At 34.0% G+C, this 17,725-nt stretch carries 16 protein-coding genes; 7 read left to right on the top strand and 9 right to left on the bottom strand.

What is annotated here, in order from left to right:
* Nucleotides 1-146: 146 nt before the first annotated feature.
* Nucleotides 147-908 carry a hypothetical protein gene (locus tag QL232_RS19595; RefSeq protein ID WP_168883729.1) on the top strand — a complete coding sequence of 254 codons (762 nt, stop codon included), beginning with the start codon at nt 147-149 and terminating at the stop codon, nt 906-908.
* Between the two features lie 51 nt (nt 909-959).
* On the opposite strand, the gene QL232_RS19590 is transcribed toward QL232_RS19595, so the two are convergent.
* The 7 genes from QL232_RS19590 to QL232_RS19560 form a co-directional block, all read right to left on the bottom strand.
* On the bottom strand, nt 960-2,339 hold the full coding sequence (locus tag QL232_RS19590; RefSeq protein WP_281615467.1) for a hypothetical protein: 1,380 nt from the start codon (nt 2,337-2,339) through the stop codon (nt 960-962).
* On the bottom strand, nt 2,333-4,084 hold the full coding sequence (locus QL232_RS19585; RefSeq protein WP_281615466.1) for a VWA domain-containing protein: 1,752 nt from the start codon (nt 4,082-4,084) through the stop codon (nt 2,333-2,335). The genes QL232_RS19590 and QL232_RS19585 overlap by 7 nt, the downstream gene beginning before the upstream one ends.
* Nucleotides 4,081-5,070: a VWA domain-containing protein gene (locus QL232_RS19580; RefSeq protein ID WP_281615465.1), complete on the bottom strand. Its 990-nt coding sequence runs from the start codon at nt 5,068-5,070 to the stop codon at nt 4,081-4,083. The genes QL232_RS19585 and QL232_RS19580 overlap by 4 nt, the downstream gene beginning before the upstream one ends.
* Nucleotides 5,063-5,563 (bottom strand): DUF4381 domain-containing protein, encoded by a 501-nt coding sequence (locus tag QL232_RS19575; RefSeq protein ID WP_281615464.1) that lies wholly within the window; start codon nt 5,561-5,563, stop codon nt 5,063-5,065. Before QL232_RS19575 ends, QL232_RS19580 begins: the two co-directional genes overlap by 8 nt.
* A 1-nt stretch (nt 5,564) precedes the next feature.
* Nucleotides 5,565-6,494: a DUF58 domain-containing protein gene (locus QL232_RS19570; protein WP_281615463.1), complete on the bottom strand. Its 930-nt coding sequence runs from the start codon at nt 6,492-6,494 to the stop codon at nt 5,565-5,567.
* A gap of 11 nt (nt 6,495-6,505) precedes the next feature.
* The gene (locus QL232_RS19565) at nt 6,506-7,480 is read right to left on the bottom strand and encodes a MoxR family ATPase (protein ID WP_281615462.1); all 975 of its coding nucleotides are present in this window, start codon (nt 7,478-7,480) and stop codon (nt 6,506-6,508) included.
* A 313-nt stretch (nt 7,481-7,793) separates the two neighbouring features.
* The gene (locus QL232_RS19560) at nt 7,794-8,492 is read right to left on the bottom strand and encodes a hypothetical protein (protein ID WP_281615461.1); all 699 of its coding nucleotides are present in this window, start codon (nt 8,490-8,492) and stop codon (nt 7,794-7,796) included.
* A 191-nt stretch (nt 8,493-8,683) separates the two neighbouring features.
* Between QL232_RS19560 and QL232_RS19555 the strand changes: the two genes are divergently transcribed.
* The 3 genes from QL232_RS19555 (at nt 8,684) to QL232_RS19545 (ending at nt 11,337) form a co-directional block, all read left to right on the top strand.
* Nucleotides 8,684-10,132, top strand: coding sequence for an SDR family oxidoreductase (locus QL232_RS19555; protein WP_281615460.1), 1,449 nt, complete (start codon nt 8,684-8,686; stop codon nt 10,130-10,132).
* A 598-nt stretch (nt 10,133-10,730) separates the two neighbouring features.
* Entirely contained in the window at nt 10,731-10,865 is a 135-nt protein-coding gene (locus tag QL232_RS19550; RefSeq protein ID WP_262889538.1) for a hypothetical protein, read from the top strand.
* Between the two features lie 145 nt (nt 10,866-11,010).
* A complete protein-coding gene (locus QL232_RS19545; RefSeq protein WP_168883738.1) occupies nt 11,011-11,337 on the top strand; it encodes a nucleotide pyrophosphohydrolase in 327 nt (108 codons plus the stop codon).
* A 58-nt stretch (nt 11,338-11,395) separates the two neighbouring features.
* Here the strand turns inward: QL232_RS19545 and QL232_RS19540 are convergent, their stop codons facing one another.
* Complete coding sequence (locus QL232_RS19540) at nt 11,396-12,532, bottom strand: PepSY-associated TM helix domain-containing protein (RefSeq protein WP_281615459.1); 1,137 nt, start codon at nt 12,530-12,532, stop codon at nt 11,396-11,398.
* A gap of 199 nt (nt 12,533-12,731) precedes the next feature.
* Nucleotides 12,732-13,466, bottom strand: coding sequence for a shikimate dehydrogenase (locus QL232_RS19535; protein ID WP_281615458.1), 735 nt, complete (start codon nt 13,464-13,466; stop codon nt 12,732-12,734).
* Between the two features lie 277 nt (nt 13,467-13,743).
* Here QL232_RS19535 and QL232_RS19530 point away from each other — a divergent pair, with 277 nt between their 5' ends.
* The 3 genes from QL232_RS19530 to QL232_RS19520 all read left to right on the top strand — a co-directional run bounded on the left by QL232_RS19530 (nt 13,744) and on the right by QL232_RS19520 (nt 17,703).
* On the top strand, nt 13,744-15,222 hold the full coding sequence (locus tag QL232_RS19530; RefSeq protein ID WP_281615457.1) for an arylsulfatase: 1,479 nt from the start codon (nt 13,744-13,746) through the stop codon (nt 15,220-15,222).
* A 231-nt stretch (nt 15,223-15,453) separates the two neighbouring features.
* The gene (locus QL232_RS19525; RefSeq protein ID WP_281615456.1) at nt 15,454-16,917 is read left to right on the top strand and encodes a M48 family metalloprotease; all 1,464 of its coding nucleotides are present in this window, start codon (nt 15,454-15,456) and stop codon (nt 16,915-16,917) included.
* 306 nt (nt 16,918-17,223) lie between these two features.
* Complete coding sequence (locus QL232_RS19520; RefSeq protein WP_281615455.1) at nt 17,224-17,703, top strand: hypothetical protein; 480 nt, start codon at nt 17,224-17,226, stop codon at nt 17,701-17,703.
* Nucleotides 17,704-17,725: the final 22 nt, after the last annotated feature.

The raw sequence follows: 17,725 nt of genomic DNA, 5'->3' as shown, positions 1-17,725 counted from the left end.
AGTTCTTTTTAAGAATCAATACTTTATTGAATCACAAATTTGTTCTGTGGGTTGTTGGTGAGATTATTTAATATTAGAGATATGTGGGTAGTGAAAAATTAATTAAAATTTGCATTTTTGTATATATGAATTTACCAATTATCACAATGTTCAAATTAAGAAAAATACTACCTCTTATTACTCTTGTCTTTCTGTTTGGCTTAAATGCGAATGCTCAAGATGCTAAAAAAAATAAGAAATCTGATTTATATGTTACCGGCGGATTAGAAATAATTTTCTCTGGAAATACAGGTCTAAAAATGGCTGGACAGGAAATTAATTCTGGAGTGATGCGTTTTGCTCCTGTGATTAACTGGCAGACTATTTTTAATGCAGATTTTGGTAACCGTTTTGGACTTTTTTCTGGAATTGGTATTAGAAACGTAGGTATGATTTTCGATGTGCCTACAGATCATGTTGAGGATAATGTTGATGGGCCTGTAAGAAAAAAAGTAAGGTCTTATAACTTAGGTATTCCAGTTGGTTTTAAAGTAGGGAACCTCCATGGTTTTTTCCTTTATGCAGGTTATGAATTCGAAATACCAGTACAATACAAAGAGAAAACTTTTGTATCGGAACGTAAGACAGATAAATTTTCTGTTTGGTTTACTGATAGGGTCAATTACCAACATAGTTTAATGGTAGGACTTCAGTTTCCTTATGGAACGAACTTGAAATTTAAGTATTACCTAAATGATTACTTCAACTCTTCTTGGGGAGATAATCAGTCTAAAATGAAAGGTACGGACTTAAACTATAATCAGATTACAGGAAATGTGTTCTATGTATCCTTAAACTTTAGTTTATTTAGAAATACAAAATTCTACTACTCTGAGTATGAGAAAAAGCATACTTTCCCTCAGAGTTAAGAAACGAAATACCATGAAAAAGGGCTGTATTGTAATGATACAGCCCTTTTTTTATGGATTCAAATCCTTTAATATTTTTGTTTTCCTTTGATAAAGGTTTTCTTTTTTCTTCTCCTGAAGGATTATTTTTCTATCCCAATTGAGTTGATGAAGAAGTGCCTTTTGTAGTTTTTTTGGAATAACTGTACCACCCTGACTATACTTTATTTCTGATATTTCAGCAATAAGGTCACTAAGATGGTCATTAAGCACTGCTTGGTGAAGTGTCTCTTTATAATTACTGACGCTTTGATTTGGTAAAGTGTTGATCCATTGATAAAAATGTTGAATACTTTTTTCAATGTGACCACTTTTAATCGCCGATCTTAATTGACCGTAGGCATACTTCTCTTTATAAGTAGAGGTAGATCTAATATCCTCAATTCGTTTACGGATTCTTGTAATCGGTTTGATTTTATAAAATAACCATAGTACAATTAACCCAATAAGAATTGCCTTCCATTGTTCTGGTACATAATCTTTCCATGTTTTTTGTGGTGTTTTCGTCTCCTCTTCAGGTACTTGATTAAGTTTATTCAAACTATCTTGTAATGAAGCCAACATGGATAGGTTTGGATTTTCCTCTACAACAATCTGTAAGTCTTTAGATGAAACATCCTTTGACTTTTTTGTTCTAGGATTATAGTACCTCACAGTAACTCCTGGAACCTCAAACGTTCCTGCTTCTTGTACTAAGTAAGTGACAACTTGTTTTTGAGTACCAGAAATATACCCTTCATTATTGTTGTAATTACTATTTATAGGGTGTTCAGGATAGATACCTGCCCAATCTAATGAATCAAATTCCCTTACAGGAATCATTGGCCCCAAAGTATTTCCCGCTGTAATAGTAATGGTACGTTTTAGTACATCTCCAACTTTTACCTCTGAAAGGTTTTTATTCCAAGTATCTTTAATTCTGACACTACTAGCCACCAACCATGACTTTGGATCTTCACCTAGAGGAGGAGGAACAACCTTAATCGTTTTTTCTTTAGTATGAACTATCCTTTTCTTCCCTTTGTAATCACCTGGATCAGGTGTTTGCACTTCTAAAGTAAGAGAAGGAAAAGTGTTTTCTCCAGCACTAAAAGGGAATACCCAGTAGGTTTGTTCAACACCAGAATACAAATACTTACCGATGGTTAAAGAGTTAGGGATAGCCCTCCCATCTTTAATCATAAGAGCATTTGGTAACTGAAAATCTTCAAAATTAAGCCCTTGTGTAAACCAAGTAGTGGTGTAAATAGATAGCTTCACTTTGAATGGTTCACCTACCATCACTTCCTTTTTGTTGATTGTGGTGGTAGTGAAAATATTAGCTCTCTTTTGAGCAAATGTTGTCATTACCCAAAACAGACAGAAAGTCGATAAAATTATACGCTTTACCATTTTTGATCTGTAGGTTTAGGTTTGTCTTTATCTGTTAAATACTGATACTTAAACTTTTTCTTTAAGTACATGCTTGGATCAAGTTTCACCTGTCGGATCATACTTGCTTTCGATTGGCTTTTGGTTTCTGAAAATTGCATTTGAAGTAACTCTTCCATATTTGGATTTACCTCTTTTTCGCCCATTTCTTGAATGGTTTCAGATTCACCTTCTGCTTTTCTATCAGAATGTTGAGCAGACTCTTGTTCTTGTTCTCCCGCTTCAGGTTCATATTTTTTTCCTTTCATCGGTTTATTTTTACCAAGATTGCTTTCTTCAGACATATGTATATTAATCATACGCATTTGCTCATCAGCAATGGCCTTATTCTTTTGAGCAGGTTCTAACGTAGGGTCAATATCTAATGCCATATTGAATGCTTTTTGGGCAGCTTCCCAATTCCCTAGTTTTGCCTGTGAAACACCTAAGTTATACATGTTTTCGGCAGTAATGTCTTGAGCAAAGGCATCTGCAGCTTTTTCATAATCACCCATTTCGGTATATACATATCCTTTTTGGGTTTGGTCATCAAAGAGTTCTACAGCTTTTTCTTTCTCATTCTTATCTAATGCTTTTTGTGCCTGTTGATCTCTTGTCCAGAAAAAGTCCTTCGCTTTGATATCATCTTTCGGCAGACTATCTACAGAATCACAACTGATAAAGAAAAAGGGGAGAAGTAGTACCCAATTCCATTGTACCAATAGGCCTTTTCTGAACCAGAACATTGTCAATACTGCAATGACAAAACATAAGTAATACCCTGCATCTACCCAATCTTCTTCTGCTTTTTCACTGTCCTTTGTAAATACTAATTTCTCCTGAATGTCTTTTACATAAAGCTCGATATCAGTACGGTCTAAAGTGAATGGTATTAATTGGACATTCGGAATAGCTAAAGCTTTTTGGAGCTGGGTAGTGTTTAATCCAACCGTTACTGCTTTACCATTTTTATCTTTAAGAATACGATTTCTGTATAGTGGAATATGGCTACCTTCAGGAGTACCCAGTACCAATAAGTTATATTGATCTTGACTATCTGCTCTTTGTCCAAATGCCTGAATATCTTCTCCGTTAATATCATCTGTAATAACCCAAACAAAGCTGGGAGCATCTGTTTTGTCTAAGATCTTATCACTTAGCTTTAATGCTTCCGATAAATTACTTCCCTTTAGTGGCATAGATGCAGGTGATAAAGCATCTAAAGTAGATCTAAATGTTTTATAGTCTTTTGTTGGCGGAAGTGCTTCATGTGCAGAGCCAGCATAAACAACTAAAGCAGTTTGAACACCTTCATTTAGTTTTAAATAATCCTTGATTTTCATTTTAGCTCTTTCTAATCGGCTAGGCCCAATATCTGTGGCTAGCATAGAACGAGACATATCAAGGACTATCACAACTTTGGCTTCAGTTTGGTTGCCCGGTTTATCAACTCTTTGCCAAGTTGGACCTGCAGCTGCTATCACAAATAACCCTAAACTAAACACCATATACATTTTAGGAAACCAAGCTCCTCGCTTATTTCCTTTAATAATCAATATTTCTAATAACTTGGGGTTGACTAACTTTTTCCAATTTTCAGATTCTCTGATTGATATTAGAGAAATAATGAACAATACTCCAACAGGAATTAATGCCCATAAATATTCTGGTCGGATAAAATGAAAGTTAGAAGAAAACCCTTCGAAAAATTTATCTACTTCATTCATGACTCTTTACGTTTTAATGAAAGGATAAATTGTACCATGATAGAGATAAACTGCATTCCTACAGTAAGAATAAATCCAAGTGCTAGAGGGTAATAAAAAAGCAATCGTGTCGGACGGTAGCTCTCATCTTCAAATTGAATGGGTTCCATCTCATTGAGTTTATCGTAGATAGTATTCAATTCATCAATATTACCTGCGTTGAAGTATTCTCCTCCTGTATTTTTAGCAATCATACGAAGTGTTTTATCATCTAATTCATATGCAGCATTGTCTTTTGTACCAATGCCAATAGTATATATCTTAATACTGTCTTCTGCTGCCATATTAGATGCTGTGATCGGCACAATTTCACTTCCACTATCTTGACCATCCGTAAGTAAAATCATTACTCTTTGGTCTATAGAATCTGCTTCGAAGACTTGAGTGGATAAAGCGATAGCATTACCGATGGCTGTTTTATGTCCGGCCATTCCAATACCTGTTTCATCAACTGTGTGTTTGATAATATCTAAATCAGGAGTGAAAGGCAATGCAAATACATCACTACCAAACATCATTAGACCAATACGATCGCCTTCTCGTTTATCTATAAATTCATTAAGAACATTCTGTACCGCTTTCCATCTAGTAATCCTATTGTTATTGGCATCAAACCAATCTGTCGTATTCATACTCATAGAAATATCAGCTGCTATCAACATATTTCGAGCATTTTTAACCTTCTTCGCAGGTTTACCAATGTATTGCGGATTCGTTAATGCAGTTACAATACAAGCCCACGCAAGAAAGTTAATGGTATACTGAAACCACTTCCTCTTTAATACAGTCGCACTTTTTTGTGCTTTTAAGCCTGTTGTTTCCGTTAGTTCCTCAAATTTTGGATAGTACAATGCGTCTTTCTTTTGTCGATAAGCAGGCATTAACCACCATATAAGAATTGGCAGAGGAAGCAAAGCAAACATCCAGGGATATGCTAACTCATACATGATTTTTTATCCATTTAATTGCTGTATTAGCAAGTGAGGTTAACTGACCTTCTTTTATTGAATCATCTTTCATATAAGCAGCGTTCAATAAAAGGTCTTGGTCATTTTGATTAAATTTTATGTTGGAATGATCATTAAGGAAGTTGATCCAATCTTGTCCACTTAATTGAGCCACATTATCTCTTTCGTAGGTCGTTAAAGCAACCCTTTTTAGAATTGTATTGATTTGGTATACTCCTTCATTTAGAGATTGTGATTGTGGATTTATCGTATTAATCTGTTGGATTGCTGTTCTTTTGTATGCATCTCCAAGATAGTTGAAATACATTTTTACAACTCCAACTAGCATTATAAGTAGAAAGATACCTCCAACGATATACCATCCAGGTGCAGACGGAGTCATGTCTACTTTTTCTGGAGGAATAAAATCCAGTACCTCATTGGCCAAACGTAGTGAATCTGTAGGCCAATTTGTAGTATCTTGAAGTATCATATTAATGATCTTTTAATAAGTCTCTTACCTGAATACTTGGTCTTTCTTTAGTATTAAAAGTAAGTAAAGGAATCCCGTATTCTGAAAATTGATTGACAAGCATTTCTTTCTCATTTTCAAAAGCAGTTTGTTGTTTACTTCGTGCTTTCTTCATGCTTGATTCTATTGAAACTTGATATTCGCTATTTGATAATGATACAGATCTTAAAGGAAGCTGACGTTCCCATTCATCTTCAATATGAAAGATGATAACATCATTATGTCTCTTTAAATTAAATATATGATGCAGTGTTTGATCAGAAATGCCTCTTAAGTCAGACATAATCACAATAAGGTAATCATGATTTACAGTGGTTCTGACTTTTTGCATAACACTTTCTAAAATCTGTGTTTTTGACTTTGGAGGTTGATGAGCATTAAGTTGCAAGTTGTATTGCTCAACAGTTTTCAACATTTGAAGAATCGCTGTGGTACTTCTTTGTGGTCGGATTTGCTGATATTGAGTATCACTAAATACAAAAGCACCAACTCTGTCACCAACATCTACAGTTCTCCAAGCGCCAAGAGCGGCCAAATGAGCACAAACAGTAGATTTTAAATATTCCTGCGTACCAAAAAACATCGAAGAGGATTGGTCTACTACTAGTAGTACAGGTCTTTCTCGTTCTTCTGAAAAGACTTTCGTATGTGTTTTTTGTGTACGGGCAGTAACCTTCCAATCAATATTTCTAATATCATCGCCGGGAACATATTGGCGTACCTCCTTAAAGTCTAAACCTCTTCCTCTCATCGCAGACTTATGCCGCCCTGCAAGAAGAGACTGAACCTTATATTTAGGTAAGAAGCTAAAACCGGATGCTTCAAACTGCATACCATGCAATTCATTTAGAGAAACATAACCTGAAGTATTTTCTTGATCTGATTTGCTCATAGCAGTAAGAATTAAGCGACAGCTACTTTGCTGATCAATTCATCAATAATCTGTTCTTTTGTAATTCCTAAGGCATTGGCTTCAAAACTACTTACAATTCTATGACGGAATACATCTTTGATTACCTCTTGAATGTCTTCTGGTTTAACAAAATCACGTCCACTTAACCACGCCTGTACTCTTGCCACTTTATCCAAAGCAATCGTGGCTCTTGGTGAACATCCTACATCGATCCATTTCGCTAAATCTTCACAGTATCTTTCAGGTGTTCTTGTCGCGTAAACTAATGCAACAATATATTTTTCAATAGCTTCTGAAACATGTACTTCTTGTACTTCTGCTCTAGCATCAAAAACAATTTCCTTAGGAAGTTTCTCTATTTCTTTCTTTTCTTTTTTAATTCCTGCTAATTTTTCCTCACCACGTACCAGACGTAATACTTCTAACTCTGCTTCTTCTGAAGGGTAATTAACAATAACATGCATAAGAAAACGGTCCATTTGAGCTTCTGGAAGAGGATAAGTTCCTTCTTGTTCAATAGGGTTTTGAGTTGCCATCACAAAAAATGGTTTTGGTAATTCATAAGTATTACCCGCCACTGTTACCTGTCTTTCTTGCATGGCTTCCAATAATGCCGATTGCACTTTTGCTGGTGCACGGTTAATCTCATCCGCTAATATTAAATTATTGAAGATTGGTCCTTGTTGGAAAACAAAGTTTTCATCTCCAGAACTTTGATATATTTCAGTACCTGTGATATCAGAAGGCAATAAATCTGGAGTAAATTGAATTCTACTTAATCCTAAGTCCATATTTTGAGCAAGACTGTTAATTGCTCTAGTTTTGGCTAAACCCGGTAGACCTTCTAGCAATAAGTTACCATCAGAAATAAGGCAGGAGATAATTCGGTTTACTACTTTTTCTTGACCGATAATGGATTTTGATATCTGCTCTTGTAGTTTTTTTATTGATTCTAATGCTGTCACGATAATATTTTTTTGATGTACGGTAATAATCTATTCTAATGAAATAGTAAATTGCAATAATAAATGTTTGTTGTTAAACAAAATAACGGTTTAAATTCAAACACAGTTGTTTCATTAAGAATTATTATTCCATTGGTTGAAAAGAGAATACTCAAATTTATTAGTTGATGGGATGGGTTTAATGAGAAAAACGCTCATTTTAAAACCTTAGGTATTTTACCTAATAAAAATGCTTGCTCACTAAAAGTTAGTGATTTAATACCAAAAACAATTACTGAGCATCTAATAAATTGGTATTCTTTACGACTACTTTCTAGAAAATAAATTTTATACCCGAATAGATGATATATTCATTATTGTATAAGTCATATTCAGGTTCGCAATAGATGTAACTCGTAAAAGCTTTTGATCTTACAGTGTGTCCTAAACCTATACCAACAGGAATTTCATGTACACCAGTTTGAGTGTTGAACAACATTCTTGGGTGAGTTCTAATTTCCCAATTACCATTAGGAGTGAATTTATAATAAGCACCATATTGAGCTTCAATTGTACCATTTGATTGATAAGTAAAGAGTTCAACAAATTTCCACTTTTGATTCATTTGTACACCTACGAAGTTAACACCAATAGCATTTCCGTTTACTCTCGAATTGGATACTACTACACCAAAACCTGTCTGTACTTTCCAATTTTCGTTATTTTTAGCAAAGTCAAATACTCTCGATACCATAAAGCTTGATGAACCATAATATACTTGCCCATCATAAGGTTTTGTATAATCTACGGCTGCTCGAATAAACCATTTGCTTGTAGTGTAATTAACAATATTCTGAAGTTCTACTTTATTAGGTTTGAATCGCCCAATTTGGTAGGCATTTAGTCCTTTAGATAGTGGATTACTTGCGTCCACTTCCTCTTCAAGAGGTAAAACAGCGGTTGAATCTTGACCAAGCGAAAAGCTATAACTGATAACAGATAAAACAAGGGTAAATAAAATTCTCTTATACATACTTTATTTTTTGATTAATGATAGTACAAAAGTAATTTCAATATGTTTAATATTAAACAATATATTGTTATCAACCATAACATTTTGTTATATCAAGAACTTATTAGATTAGGGAGGCAAATTAATTGGAGTGAATAACAATTTTCATCATTTTGTTGTTCATACACTGACACCAAGACGCTATTTCACCTATGAAAATATTACTTACTGGCTCAACAGGTTACATTGGCAGAAGACTACTTCCATTATTAGTAGAATCAGGACATGAAGTAATTTGTGTTTGTAGAGACCCAAGAAGATTTGATTTTGAAGACTTTGATTATTCTTTCCTAGATTCCGTTACTGTTGTAAAAGGTGACTTATTAAACGCGAAATCCTTAAGTCATATTCCCAAAGATTTTGATGTTGCTTATTACTTAGTCCATTCTATGGGAAACTCGTTTTCTGCATTTGAGGATATGGAAAAAAGAGCAGCCTCAAATTTTAGAGACTTTATTCAACAGACCCATTGTCAGCAGATTATATATTTAGGTGGAATTGCCAACTGTACAAAACTATCTAGACATTTACAGTCTAGGGTAGAGGTGGAAAGTATTTTAGGAGAATCAGGTTGTGAGTTAACTGTCCTACGAGCAGCAATTATTATTGGTTCGGGTGGAGCTTCTTTTGAAATTATTCGTGATTTGGTAGAGAAGTTACCCGTAATGGTAGCTCCAAAATGGCTATTAACTAAATGTCAGCCTATTGCCATAAGAAATGTAATGGATTATCTAATGGGTGTGATGCTCAAAGAAGAAGCCTACAATAAAGTCTTTGATATCGGAGGTAAAGATGTTCTCAACTATAAGGAGATGTTACTTCAGTTTGCCAAGGTGAGAGGATTACAAAGGCGAATACTTGTTGTACCTGTTTTTACACCTAATTTGTCATCGTATTGGTTGTATTTTGTAACATCAACGACGTATTCTTTAGCCAGAAGTTTAGTAGAAAGTATGGGAAATGAAGTCATCTGTAATGATAAAGAAATACAAAGTATAGTACCTGTTAAATTACTTACCTATGAAGAAGCTTTAGATAGTGCTTTTCAGAAAATTGCTCAAAACGAAGTAGTGTCTAGCTGGAAAGAATCCATTAGTGGTCCGGTGAGGGAAGACTTTTTAGATCTAATTCAAGTACCCAAGTATGGTTGCTTTGTTGATTTTCGAAAATTTCCAATCGAAAGACCTGTTGATGAGGTACTGGATAATGTTTGGGCAATAGGTGGTGAGAGAGGCTGGTATTATGGAACTTGGCTGTGGAAGATAAGAGGGTTTATGGATAAACTCGTTGGGGGAGTTGGTTTAAGAAGAGGTAGAAGAAGTCAATTTGATTTAAAAACTGGAGAGGCCTTAGATTTTTGGCGAGTGATTCTTGCAGATAAAAAACATAGAAGGTTACTACTCTTTGCTGAAATGAAATTACCTGGAGAAGCATGGTTAGAGTTTAGAGTAAAGAATAAAGATGGACAGCAATGGTTAGAACAAAAGGCAACATTCCGTCCCTTAGGAGTGTGGGGAAGATTGTATTGGTACCTCGTATTTCCATTGCATATGTTCGTATTCCCAGGGATGGCAAAGAATATCCTAGCCTATTCTAAATAGTTGATTTTAAACTAAAAATTATAAATAATTATCTGTTTTCATATTTAACAATTTATTAACATAATATTTTTTCGATAAGTGTATGCCTAGACACTTACATCTTTTTTAAGAGTGATGACTATACACTTGTATTTCTATCTATTGATTTATTGATTCAATTTAGAATAAAATATAATAAAGTGTATTTTATGTCATTTATAATATTCTGTCCATTTGGACTTTAATTGTACTTTGACCCTATAATATATCGAAACTTTATTCCACCTTTGTCGTGTAATAAAAATGAAAACAAAGTAAAATTAAAAACAATAAGAACTATGAAAACGCAACAAAATACAATCATTACACACACAGTTACAGGTTATCCAGTAATCATCAAAACAGTAAAATAATTAGTTAATCATTAAACTTTTAAAATCATGAAAAACAGAACAAACACAATCGTTACTTACACTGCAACAGGTTACCCAGTAATCGTAAAAACAGTAAAATAATTTATCAATTAAAGAATCAATAAAATGAAATCACAAGAAAATATAATCATAACACATACCGTGACAGGTTATCCAATAATTATAAAATCAACAAAATAACAACTATGAAAAATTTAAAGAACACAGTACTTACGTACACAGCAACAGGTTTCCCAGTTTTAATCCCTGTAAATAGAAATAATGAAACAAAGAAAACTGAAGTAAAAGAGATAAAAGGTAATGTAAAGCAATCTGCTTAAGCATTACTTTCACAAGTAAGAAGAAAGACGCGATGGCCATAAGGCCTTTTTTTATGCCCGAAACTTTCTAACTAAAACCAGATATAAAAGATTTTCTCATTATGTTTGAAAGTAGAATTTTTAAGAAATATCACTTGACAAGCAAATGACACTAGAAGAAGTACAGAAAGTAGTCGACGAATGGATCAATACTACAGGCGTTAGATACTTTAATGAATTAACGAATACAGCCATCTTAATGGAAGAAGTGGGAGAAGTAGCCCGCATTATGTCTAGAAAATATGGGGAACAGTCTTTCAAAAAATCAGATGAAGAGGTAGATCTTGGAGATGAAATGGCAGATGTTCTATTTGTATTAGTATGTTTAGCCAATCAGACAGGCATTGATTTAACTGAAGCATTGAAAAAGAATCTTGAGAAAAAATCAATTAGAGATGCTGATAGACATAAAAATAACGATAAGCTTAAATAAAAAAAGGCCATTTAATTCATCGGAGTTAAATGGTCTTTTTTATAAGGTAAGGGTTTACTTATGCTAATTGCATTTTATTCCCTTTCCCTTTTTTATTTCTTTTGAACCACCAAACTAAGAATCCAGTTACTGGAAGAGTGGTAGCAATTAAACTGCAAATACAATAGATCCATCTACCGAATGTACCAAAGTAGTAGCCAATATGTAAAGACTTTGCATGTATCCTCATTTGTCGACCAAGAGTGTAATCTTCAAATGCAATATGAGAGTTTGGTTGGTGATCAGTGTTGAACGTTACTCTTCGACTTTGCCCATAAGAGAAAAAAGTTTCTCCTGCTGCTTTGGATACTGTATATACGGCTTGTTTTTTATTTGGGAAACTGATCGAATATCCACCTTCTTCCGGATAAATAGTATCTACGAAATCCATCTTATCTTGGAAAGACAAGTATTGATTCTCTGAATCTATTTTGTGAGGCTGATTGTCCTCTTTAGAAGGTAGTTTTCCATCAAAAAGTAAGTAAACACCATCGTTATACCATGAAAAACTCCAACACAAACCAGTAATGCACATAATGATGGAAGGGATAAGTACATAGAATCCCCAAGTATTGTGCATATCATAGTTGACTCTTTTTTTAGAGGCTCCCCATTTTACTGTTAATCCTTGCTTAAGTTGCTTCATTTTACTTGGCCACCATAAGATTAAACCAGTGAAACAAAGTACTAGAAAGATAATAGTGGAGACTCCAACAATCATTTTACCAATATCTCCTGCTAATAACCATCTGTGCAGCTTGAAATTGAACATAAAGAACCCTTTCAAAGAAGAGTTTTCACTTCCTAAACTTTTTAAAGTATATGGGTTAACATATTCAGATAATCTACCTCTTCTTCCTCCTTTGTGACCTTCTGGAACATATGAGATTTTATATGCTTTCTCTAAATCATTAGGTATGCTAATAGAGGTGATATTATGCTTTGGGTGACTAGTCTCAAAACTCTTTTTTATGTCTTCGACTGTGTGTGCATCACCTTGTGGAGTAACAGTTAATACCTCAGAGTTGAAAATACCGTTGATATCTTTTTCAAGGGCAAGAATACCACCTGTTAGGCAAACAATTAGGATAACTATACCACTGATTAAGCCTAACCATAAATGGATTTGATGAAGTAGTTCTTTAATTAATTTCATTGATTTTGATCGATATGCTGTCATGAAGTGCAATTATATAGATTAATTCTAAATAAGATGATTGACTTTTCTCAGGGTTATGAATCGTTAACAGAATGTGAGATGTTATTTTAGCAGATCGTTAATCAATGATAAAAAGAAAGGCAATAAAGAGACTCTTCCTCCTTATTGCCTGATATAAAAATCAAATATTTTGGATCTATTTGTTCCAGATTTCCCAAGAAGCTTCTGCTTGACCAATCAACATTTCAAGTCCATTTTTAGCATGTCCACCATTAGTAATTCCTTGTTTCATGAATTCTGTCTCAGCTGGGTTATATACTAAATCATAGAAGTAATGGTTTTCTGTTGTTGCATGATAAGGTAATTGAGGGGCAATACCTTCTTTAGGATGCATGCCTAGTGGAGTAGTATTAACCACTAAAGAATGTTCCTTATATACCTCTTCAGTAACACCATCATAAGAAATACTGTCTTTTGATGCTTTTCTTGATACTGAAATAAAAGGGATTCCCATATCTTCTAATGCCACTTTTACAGCTTTAGAAGCACCACCTGTACCTAATACCAATGCCTTAAAATTAGTATGAGGTAAGAACTTCTCTAATGAACTTCTGAACCCATAGTAATCAGAGTTATAACCAGTAAGTGTCCCATCTTTTTCAAACTTAATAACGTTGGCTGCACCAATTTTACCAGCAGAAGCGGGATCTAGGCGATCTAAAAATGGTAGCACTTGTTCTTTGTAAGGAATAGTTACATTAAGTCCATTTAAGTCTTTTTCGTCTAAAAGTTGAGCTAGTTTTTCAATATGATCTAATTCGAATAGTTCGTATTGACACCCTTCAATATTCTCTTTCTCATATTTTTCAGTGAAATATTTTTTTGAGAAGGAATGTCCTAAAGGATAGCCTATTAATCCGTATGTTTTCATCTTTCAACTGTTTGTGAGCTACAAATTTAAAGATTGCACTATAAAATGTCTTGTTTTTGAGAGATCATAGATAAAAATTTTGAAATAGTGTTTTATAACCCTCCAATTCTATTGAAATAAGAGTGATGAATGAATAAGAATTAGGCTTAGGTATTTTACCTAATGTTTTCGATTAGGTTTTCTGCTCATCTATAAGGAGGTCTAATCTGCCACCTTTGTAATGTGATCGATGATCATATCAACAAAAAAGTTCTCTCAAATAAATTAAGAAAACCTTATGAAACGATTTAACTTATTTATCACTACTGTATTGTTATTTACCTCTCAATTAATGGCACAAAAACAACCGAACATACTTGTCATTTTTGGTGATGATATCGGGATGTTTAATATCAGTGCTTATAATGATGGAATGATGGGGTATAAAACTCCCAATATTGATCGAATAGCCAATTCAGGAATCAGGTTTACTGATAGCTATGCACAAAACAGTTGTACAGCCGGTCGTTCTGTGTTTTTAACGGGACAAAGTGCGAAAAGAACAGGTCTTTCCAAAGTAGGTTTACCAGGTGATGATTTAGGATTACAAAAAGAAGATCCAACTATCGCAGAAATCCTAAAAGATATGGGATATACTACAGGACAATTTGGTAAAAACCACTTGGGTGATAAAGATGAATTCCTTCCAACAAATCATGGTTTTGATGAATTCTTCGGTAACCTTTACCACTTAAATGCAGAAGAGGAGCCAGAACATCCAGATTATCCAAAAGACCCAGCTTTTAAAGAAAGATTTGGTCCTAGAGGTGTTATCCACTCTTATGCTGATGGTCGTATTTCTGATACAGGTCCATTGACAAAGAAAAGAATGGAAACTGTAGATAGAGAATTCTTAGCTGCTTCATTAGATTTTATCGATAAAGCACATGAAGAAAAAGAACCTTTCTTTGTATGGTTCAACTCTACAAGAATGCATGTGGTTACCCATCTTACAGAAGAAGCAGATGGTAAAACAGGGCAAGGGATCTATGCTGATGGTATGCTAGAGCATGATGGCCACATAGGTCAGCTACTAGATAAATTAGATGAATTAGGAATTACTGAGAACACTATCGTAGTGTACACGACGGATAATGGAGCAGAAGTTTTGTCATGGCCTGACGGTGGTATGATTCCTTTCCGTGGAGAGAAAAATACTACTTGGGAAGGTGGTTTCAGAGCACCGATGATGGTCAGCTGGCCAGGAACTATTAAGCCTCAAGTATCTAATGAAATTATTTCCTTAGAAGATTGGATGCCTACATTGATTGCCGCAGCAGGTGATGATCAAATTAAAGATAAATTATTAACTGGTCATAAAGCAGGTGATATGACGTACAAAGTTCACCTAGACGGTTACAACTTCATACCTTATTTCTTAGGTAAAGAAGCAAAAGGTCCTAGAGAAGATTTCTTCTACTTCACTGATGGTGGAGATCTTTCAGCAGTTAGGATTGGAGATTGGAAATTTATGTTCTCTATCCAAGAACATGAAGGATTGGATGTGTGGATCAAGCCTTTCACTAAATTAAGAGCTCCGATCATCATCAACTTGAGAAGAGATCCATTCGAAAGAGCTATTGACGAATCAGGATATACAGATTTCTTTATAGAGCATATGTTCTTGATGGCTCCAACCGTAGAGAGAGTAAAAGAATACATGGGAACTTTTAAAGAGTTTCCTCCAAGACAAGCGGCAGCTTCATGGGTAGAGTAAGTATGTAGATTTTCAAAATCTGAAAGGAACTTCAATTGCGGAGTTCCTTTTTACTTGAAGAAGAAAATGACTCTCTCCAAAGATTAGTTAGTCTATGTTTATGTGGCTAAGTATTTTACCTAATTCTTCCTGTTAGGTTTTCTTCTCACTGATATCAAACCTCAATAGGGTTACTTTGTACTATGATAAATCACTTTCTCATTAATAAAAAATCAATCAAATTATCTCATTATGAAAGCCATACTATCTCTACTTTATACTTTAGTTTTTCATCTTTCTATTCAGAATATGGGAATTGCCCAAAGTATTGAATTGGATAAAAGCATTGGTCGAGAATATGCCAATAAAGTCATTCATGAAATAGGCGTATATCAGGATAAAGCATTAACAGATTATATCAACAGTGTAGGGCAACACCTTGTTGATCAATTAGAAAATAAGCAGTTTGATTATGAGTTTCGAATTGTACCTGAAGTGGAGCCAAATGCTTTCGCTTTACCTGGAGGATATGTTTTTATTACGACAGGTTTATTGTCGATTATTCAGACAGAGGATGAACTGGCAGGGATCTTATCACATGAAATAATACATGCCCATAATAGACATTCTATAGCTCAAATGAAAAAAGGAATTTTACCAAAGCTGTTAGAATTACCTGGCGATTTATTAGGTGTGATAAATAAAGACTTAGGAACATTTTTTAATGCTCCCATAAGATCAACAAATGCACTTTATATGGCTTCATATGGTAGAAAAAAGGAAACTGAAGCAGATTTAGAGGGTATGGAACTCTCCTTAAAGGCAGGGTATAATCCAGAATCCTTAAAAGATATATTACATAGAATGACAGAGGTTGTAGCATTAATAACTGGCGAGTCTGAAAGTAAAAGTTATTTCAATGATCACCCTTATACACCGGATAGGGAAAGCAAAATTTCTTTACAGGCTTCTTTTATGATTCAGAATAAAGACTACCATAACAAGAAGAATTATCATACTCAGATTGATGGGTTATTATTTGGTAGAAGTGCCACTTATGGAGTCTTTAATGGGAATATATTTATGCACCCAACCTTATCAATAAAAGTCGAGTTACCAGATCAATGGTTGCTAGTGAATGAGAAAGAGTTTGTAGGTGCTTATAGCCAAAATCAAAAAGAAGGAATTGTAATCACATTAGAAAAAGATCAAAATGATGTAATGGAATCAGTTTTGGCTTTTTCAGATAAGTTGACTGATAAAGAGAAGACATGTATTGTGGATAAAGGGTACTTTTCTCATCATGAAAAGGACGGTTATAGTCTGTCTTTTAAGTCTTCTGATAAATCTAATGAAAGCTATGTTCATCTAGGATGGGTAAGTGTAAATAATAGAATCTATAAAATCAGTAACTTTTCTTCCTCACCAGCAAAAGAGGTTTTTATGGATGTTATCACTTCGTTAGGTGATTTAACAAGTGAAGAAAAATTGTCTATACAAACGCAGAAGATTGCTATTGTGAAAGTCAAGAAAGGTGAAACCCTAGAACAGCTTTGTCAACGAACAAATAATAGTTTTCAATTGCTATTGATTGGGTTTCTGAATGACAAAAAACGAGAGCAAACCTTAGTAGAAGGTGAAAATATTAAAGTGATTCAGAAGTATCCATATACTACTGAAACGTCGATAGATTATACCGTTAGAATAGCAGAATAAAGATAGATTATACAAATGTGAGTAGAATGGTAGACTTGTTAGTACAAGTATCGATCATGTAGAAGACTGTTGCCTTCAGTGAGGGTATAGAGTTGGGTAATGATAGTAGTAATAATTTATTTGGGTATAGATACTTTGTACTACAAAATAAAGGGAGGATATATTGTATCCTCTTTTTTTGGAGGTGGCCTTAGGTAAATTACCTAATTGACTCATTTAGGTATCTCTACAATATAGAAAAGTGGTAGTTGTTGCACCTTTGTATTGTAAGAAAAAAACATCTCTCTATTTATCAATCATTGCAATATGAATAATATAAAACAATCGTCTAACACGAAAAACTACGATCTATTCAACATCAAAAAAGAAATCTCAGATTTAGTGGATGATTTCTTATTAGAAAATGAAATTAACCTGGTCGATCGTATCACAAGCTTTGAGAAAAGAAGTAATGTGGTATTGAAAAAGAAACAAAATTTCGAAGAGGAAAGCTTTGACCTTCTAACAAAGCAAATTGATAAAATTTTCAACGACATCCGTTATCAGATTATGACCAATATTATGAATGATGAAGCATTATCTGAAAGCCAAAAAGAAATCAAATTACAGCGTTCTTTATTGGATGTATTTCAACTACAAAATATGGTCGAAGAAATGTTATTAATGATTTCTATTCACCTGGAAGAAATGAATGGAGATACTAAAAGCTATCTGACAAAATCGTCTAGCGTTGGAGAAACTTTTGTTTCTAAGATCACAAGTTTAACCTCATCAGTATTTAATTAATCATTGAATTTCTATCATTTAA

This window comes from Flammeovirga sp. SubArs3, from assembly GCF_947387565.1.
GTDB classification, from domain to species: Bacteria; Bacteroidota; Bacteroidia; order Cytophagales; family Flammeovirgaceae; genus Flammeovirga; species Flammeovirga agarivorans.
The sequence above is the reverse complement of the archived record's forward strand: the minus strand, read 5'-3'. Positions and strand labels throughout refer to the sequence as shown.